This window comes from Rhodoferax sp. UBA5149 (assembly GCF_002413825.1).
In the GTDB taxonomy this organism is placed as follows: Bacteria; Pseudomonadota; Gammaproteobacteria; order Burkholderiales; family Burkholderiaceae_C; genus Rhodoferax.
The window spans coordinates 15,573-21,461 of record NZ_DHXT01000207.1 but is presented as its reverse complement, the minus strand read 5'-3'; the positions used below and the strand labels follow the sequence as shown (position 1 = coordinate 21,461).

The window sequence follows — 5,889 nt, the reverse complement described above, 5'->3', positions numbered from 1 at the left end:
GCCGCGCCGCCGCGCGAATCGCCATCGAGCTTGGTCAGGATGATGCCGGTCAGGGGCAGCGCCGCCTTGAAGGCCTTGGCCGTGTTGATGGCGTCCTGGCCCTGCATGGCATCGACCACGAACAGGGTTTCCACCGGATTCAGCACCGCGTGCAAGTCCTTGATTTCGCGCATCAGCGCTTCATCAATCGCCAGGCGGCCGGCGGTGTCCACCAGCAGCACGTCGAAGAAATGTTTGCGGGCGTAGTCCAGCGCCGCCAGCGCGATGTCGACCGGCTTCTGGTCCGGCGTACTGGGAAACCATTCGGCGCCCGCTTGCGCCGTCACCGTTTTCAACTGTTCAATGGCGGCCGGGCGATAGACGTCGCCGGACACCGTCAAGACTTTCTTCTTGCGTTTTTCGATCAGGTGTTTGGCCAGCTTGGCGGTGGTGGTGGTTTTGCCGGCGCCCTGCAAACCGGCCATCAGGATCACGGCCGGCGGCTGGGCCACCAGATTGATGTCGCTGACGCCCTCGCCCATCGTGGCGGCAAGTTCTTTGCTGACAATGCCGACCAGCGCCTGACCGGGCGACAGCGAGCCCAACACTTCCTGGCCCAGTGCCTTTTCCTTGACGCGGGCGATGAAGTCGCGCACCACGGGCAGCGCGACGTCGGCCTCCAGCAGGGCCATGCGCACTTCGCGCAGCATGTCGGCCACGTTGGCTTCCGTGATGCGGGCCTGGCCTCGCATTTCCTTGACGAGGCGGGAGAGTTTGTCGGTAAGGGCGGAGGCCATAGGGGTATTCCGCTGAACGGAACCAAAATTGGGAGCCAATAGACATTGGCAATATGCAAAACGCTAAACTGTAGCCATGATTTTAGCCAATGCTTCCCCTCTTAGTTTGACTTTGGCGCTTGGTGCCGCCGTGGGCTATGCGGTGTCGGCTGTCGGCGCTGCTCGCCTGGGCCCCCAAGTGCCACGGGTGGCGGTGCGGCTGGCCTGGCTGCTGCACGGCGTCTTGCTGGCCTGGAGTCTGTTTGGCGCCCAGCCGCGCTTCGGCTTTGCGCCGGCCTTGTCGGTCACGGCCTGGCTGGTGGCCGCCGTGTACGCGGTGGAGAGCCGTGTGTACCCGCTCTTGCAGACGCGCTGGACCCTGTCGGCGCTGGGCGCGGTGGCGGTGGTTCTGGCGGCGCTGTTTCCGGGCAACCTCTTGCATCCCAATGCGTCGCCCTGGCTGCCGCTGCACTGGGCCCTGGGCATCGCGTCCTACGGCCTGTTTGGCGTTGCCGTGGTGCACGCCTGGTTCATGACCCGGACTGAAGGTCGCATCCGGCTGGCCAGCGATCCGCACAGCGGCATGCCGCTGCTGACCATGGAACGCCTGACCTTCCGGTTTGTCGGCGCCGGTTTCCTGCTGTTGACTGCCACGCTGGTGGTGGGCGTTCTGTTTGAAGAGCAGCTTTATGGCGCGACCACACCCTTCAAATGGGATCACAAGGTGGCGTTTTCTGTCTTGTCATGGCTGGTGTTTGCCGTGCTGTTGCTGGGGCGTGCCCGTTTTGGCTGGCGCGGCAAGCGGGCGGTACGGGTCTTGTACATCGGCTCGGGGCTGCTGCTGCTGGCCTACGTCGGTTCTCGCTTCGTCATGGAGATCATTCTCGGACGGTCGGTATGAAGTTCCTTCTGGTCATCGTGGTGCTGCTGCTGGCCATCTGGCTCTGGCGCACCAACAGACCGGCCGTCCCGAAGTGGCATGAGCCAAAACCGAAGGCCGCGCCGGAGCCCCTGGCCATGGTGAGCTGCACGCTGTGCTCGGTCCATGTGCCCTCGGTGGATGTCGTTCCGGGCAAAAAGGGGGCGTACTGCAGCGCGGCGCATCTGCACCAAGCGGAGCCGTGAATGATCCCGCAACCAGACGCGCAAACCTGGTTCGGCCCGTCATTGCTTGAACCGGGCATTGAGCAGGCCGAAAATCCGCAGGAGTTTGAGAGGTTGTGGCGCGGCTTCATGACCGCGCGCGTCATGCTGGGGCTGGTGCTGTTGCTGCTTCAAAGCATTATCTACGCCCTCGGGTCGTCCAAAGACACTACCTTGACCCTGATATGCACGGGCTATTTTGTAGCGGCACTGTCCGTGCGCCTGATGGCCAGTCCACGCCAACTCGGCAAGACATTTGACGCCCAATCGTTCAGCACCATCGGGGTGGATATTCTGGCCTTTGCCGCCCTGCAGGTGGCGCAGGGCAGCAGCATCAATTACGCGCCTTTGTTCGCGCTGCCTGTTTTGATGGCCTCCATCCTGGGGTCGCTGCTGCTGGCCATGGGCGCCGCGGCCGGCGTGACCTTGTTGCTGTTCGGTTACGCCGCGTGGATGTCGATTCAAGTACCTGGGGACACGACATCCCATTTTCTGCAGGCGGCACTGACGGGCGCGGGTTGTTTCGTCATTTCGTTTCTGGCCAACCAGACCGCGACCCGGCTGGCCAATGTCGAGCTGCGGGCGCAGCGCAGCCAGTTGGCGGCCCGGGTACAAAGTCTGGTCAATGAGCTCGTGATTGAGTCTTTGACGGAAGGGGTTTTGGTGGTGGACCAACGCGGCACGGTCCGTGCGGCCAATCCGGCGGCACGGCTGCTGCTGGGCACCCAGCGCGCCCTTCGCGCCAACTCTTTCGATCTCGCCTCCCTGATCGGATGGCAGGGCCTGGTGGATATGATGCGACTCAGTTTTTCCAAGCGCGACCCGCAACAGGCGGATGTGACCATTCATCATTCCGGGCAGGGCCCCAGGCGCGTGCGGGTACGCACCCAGCTGACGGCCACGCAAGACGGTGGTTCCGAGAGCCTGTGCGTCATGTTTCTACAGGATCAGCGCGAGATGGAGGCCCGCATGCGAACCGAAAAACTGGCCAGCATGGGACGCATGTCGGCCGCCGTCGCCCACGAAATTCGCAACCCCCTGGCAGCCATCGCACAGGCCAATGCCCTGCTCGACGAAGACCTCTCGGATCCAAGGCACAAGCAACTCACGCAGATGGTGCAGCAAAATGCCAAGCGCCTGGAAAGAATCGTGGAAGAAGTGCTTGATATCGCGCGGGTACAGCACGGTGGAAACCCGACGGCATCCAGTGCGCTGATCTTGAACGGAGTGGTCGAGCGGATTTGCCGTGACTGGCAAAGCCAGACCGAAAGCGAGCACCTGCTGCGCATCAACTTGCTGCCCCGCAATGTCGAGGTCAGGTTTGAAGCGGAGCACCTGCGCCGGATTCTGTTGAACCTGCTGGACAACGCACGTCGCTATGCCAGCCATCACGTGGACGCGATCCAGGTGTCGGTCGGCACCTCCGCCATGGGGCAAGGCGCGTTGAGCGTGTGGAGCGACGGTCAGCCCATGGAACAATCGGTTGAGCGACATTTGTTTGAACCATTTTTTTCCTCGGAGAGCCGCTCGAGCGGCTTGGGTCTCTACATCTGCCGTGAGCTGTGCGAAGGACATGGTGCCTCCATTGCCTACTGCCGTACACAACGAAACGTCAGGGGCACGTCCATCGAGGGAAACGAATTCCTAGTGACTTTCCAGACCAACCCGTCACAGAACCGCATTGATCTGGCAAGCGACAACATACCGGTAACACCATGGCTTCAAACACACCGCTGAGCAGCGCCCAGATCCTGGTCGTCGACGACGAGCCCGATTTGAGAACGCTGTACGAGTTGACACTGCTACGCGAAGGCTACCGGGTAGAAGCCGCCGAAAACCTGGCACAGGCCCTGCAGCATTTGAGCGAACGCCGTTTTGATGTCGTCATCACCGACATGCGGCTGCCCGATGGTCTGGGCATGGAACTGATCCAGCACATCAAGGCGCAACAACGCCGGGAGCGCTGCGTCGTCATCACGGCCTACGGCTCCGCGGAAAATGCGGTCGAATCCCTCAAGGCCGGCGCTTTTGACTATTTGACCAAGCCGGTGGACCTCAAGCAGTTTCGTGCCGTCATCGCCTCCGCCGTGCAGGAACCGACAGCCCAGGCCGCCAAGACAGGCCGCACCGTTTCGCCGCCCAGTGGGGCGGGCGACAACGCGACACGCCCCGCCAGTGGCGACGCTGCGCTGCAGCGGCTGGTGGGGGAGTCCGGCAGCATGCGACTGGTCAAGGAACGTATCGTCAAAGTGGCACGCAGCATGGCCCCGGTTCTGATCACGGGCGAGTCCGGCACCGGCAAGGAGCTGGTGGCGAGCGCCATTCATGCCAACAGTCACCGCTGCGCGGGGGCCTGGGTCGCCGTCAACTGCAGTGCCATTCCAGAGAGTCTTCTCGAAGCCGAATTCTTTGGCACCAAAAAAGGCGCCTACACCGGCGCAACCCAGGACCGCGATGGCTTCTTCCAGGCGGCCAGTGGCGGGACGTTGTTTCTGGATGAGATAGGGGACTTGCCGCTCGCCATGCAATCCAAACTGCTGCGCGCGATTCAGGAGCGCTGTATTCGGCCCATCGGATCGCCCCATGAAGAGCCGGTCGATGTTCGCATCATCAGCGCGACGCACAAGGATCTCGCAGCCGAAGTGCTGGCCGGACGCTTTCGGCAGGACCTGTATTACCGTTTGAACGTGATTGAAATCGTGATCCCGCCATTGCGGGAGCGGCAGGAAGACTTGCCCGCGCTGTGCGACGCCCTGCTGCGCCGGATTGCCCATGAATCGGGCATCCCGGTGCCCACGCTGCATCCCAAAGTACTCGATCAGCTCTCACGTGACCCCTTGCCTGGCAACGTGCGCGAGTTGGAGAACCTGCTGCATCGCGCGGTTGCCTTGAGCGATGAAGATGACCTGCAGATCGAACTCTCCGAACGTCAGCCACTTCCCCCGGAACCTTCCGAGATCAGCACCGGGCCAGCGCCTCTGGACGACGAACAAGTCACCATTCCCAGCGATCTGCAGGGTCATCTCGATGGCCAGGAACGCGACATCTTGATCCAGGCCTTGCGTGAAACCGGCTTCAACCGCACGGCCGCTGCGGCCCGACTGGGTATCAGCCTGCGTCAAATGCGTTATCGCATCGCACGGCTCAATATCGACACCCCGCAAAGCAATGAAGCTTCCGATGAACCCATCTGATCCGCCGGAACAAGCGCCGCTTTGGATCGATGGCTGGTATCAATTCGCGGGTCGGCTGGTCTCACCCAACTACGGCCCGCGCCCCGCCGGGGCCCAGACGGATCTGATCGTGCTGCATTCCATCAGCCTGCCGCCGGGTCAGTATGGTGGTGATGAAGTGCCGCGCCTGTTTACCAACCAGCTGGACTGGAACCAGCACCCCTACTTCAAAAGCATCCAGGGCATGGAAGTCTCTTCCCACTTTTTCATCCGTCGCCAGGGTGAACTCGTTCAGTTCGTCAGCGCCAATGACCGCGCCTGGCATGCGGGAGTCTCCAGTTACCGAGGACGAAACAACTGCAACGACGACTCGATCGGCATCGAGCTTGAGGGGGTCGAAGGCGACCTCTTTGAAAACAGTCAATATGACACCTTGGCGGGCCTGTGCGCCGCTATCCTGCAACGCTACCCCATCGCTCATATTGCCGGCCATGAACACGTGGCTCCCGGACGAAAAACCGACCCCGGAAGCGGTTTCGACTGGCCGCTTTTGCAACAGTGCCTGGGCTTGGCGCCTCAGTACTTTCCCGCTGGTGTTTTGGCAAAAAATACTCGCTGAATTTATTTTTCGGTAAGAAGCACCGCCTGGCGCGGGCGCTCTGCCTGCAGAAAAAAAAGTGAGCAGAAGGCTGCATGCGGCACTGAAGGGCAAAAGCCTTGGCAAGGCTTGTCGTTGCTGGGTGTTTCAAAGAATTTATTGATTTATCAAGGTGTACAGAAGGGTTCGCCTGCGCATCGCAGGACCTCAACGACGACAA

Annotated in this window: 6 protein-coding genes; 5 read left to right on the top strand and 1 reads right to left on the bottom strand. The window is 61.6% G+C overall.

The window, feature by feature from the left end; all coding sequences use genetic code 11:
- Positions 1-776, bottom strand: a 776-nt coding sequence (locus B3V69_RS18675; protein WP_296448670.1) for a signal recognition particle protein, incomplete at its 3' end; no start/stop codon positions are given.
- Positions 777-852: 76 nt separating this feature from the next.
- Between B3V69_RS18675 and B3V69_RS18670 the strand changes: the two genes are divergently transcribed.
- From B3V69_RS18670 to ampD, 5 genes are read left to right on the top strand one after another with little or no spacing between them, the layout of a single operon-like run.
- The gene (locus tag B3V69_RS18670) at positions 853-1,656 is read left to right on the top strand and encodes a cytochrome C assembly family protein (protein WP_296448668.1); all 804 of its coding nucleotides are present in this window, start codon (positions 853-855) and stop codon (positions 1,654-1,656) included.
- A complete protein-coding gene (locus B3V69_RS18665; protein ID WP_296448667.1) occupies positions 1,653-1,880 on the top strand; it encodes a PP0621 family protein in 228 nt (75 codons plus the stop codon). The genes B3V69_RS18670 and B3V69_RS18665 overlap by 4 nt, the downstream gene beginning before the upstream one ends.
- Complete coding sequence (locus B3V69_RS18660) at positions 1,881-3,635, top strand: two-component system sensor histidine kinase NtrB (RefSeq protein ID WP_296448665.1); 1,755 nt, start codon at positions 1,881-1,883, stop codon at positions 3,633-3,635.
- Positions 3,614-5,092: a sigma-54-dependent transcriptional regulator gene (locus B3V69_RS18655; RefSeq protein WP_296448663.1), complete on the top strand. Its 1,479-nt coding sequence runs from the start codon at positions 3,614-3,616 to the stop codon at positions 5,090-5,092. The genes B3V69_RS18660 and B3V69_RS18655 overlap by 22 nt, the downstream gene beginning before the upstream one ends.
- A complete protein-coding gene (ampD, locus tag B3V69_RS18650) occupies positions 5,079-5,690 on the top strand; it encodes a 1,6-anhydro-N-acetylmuramyl-L-alanine amidase AmpD (RefSeq protein WP_296448661.1) in 612 nt (203 codons plus the stop codon). The genes B3V69_RS18655 and ampD overlap by 14 nt, the downstream gene beginning before the upstream one ends.
- The last annotated feature ends 199 nt before the right edge of the window (positions 5,691-5,889 follow it).

Bases quoted from the DNA above. Each gene is read 5' to 3' on its own strand.
- B3V69_RS18660 (WP_296448665.1), top strand. From the start codon at position 1,881: ATGATCCCGCAACCAGACGCGCAAACCTGGTTCGGCCCGTCATTGCTT.
- B3V69_RS18655 (WP_296448663.1), top strand. From the start codon at position 3,614: ATGGCTTCAAACACACCGCTGAGCAGCGCCCAGATCCTGGTCGTCGAC.
- B3V69_RS18665 (WP_296448667.1), top strand. From the start codon at position 1,653: ATGAAGTTCCTTCTGGTCATCGTGGTGCTGCTGCTGGCCATCTGGCTC.
- ampD (WP_296448661.1), top strand. From the start codon at position 5,079: ATGAACCCATCTGATCCGCCGGAACAAGCGCCGCTTTGGATCGATGGC.
- B3V69_RS18670 (WP_296448668.1), top strand. From the start codon at position 853: ATGATTTTAGCCAATGCTTCCCCTCTTAGTTTGACTTTGGCGCTTGGT.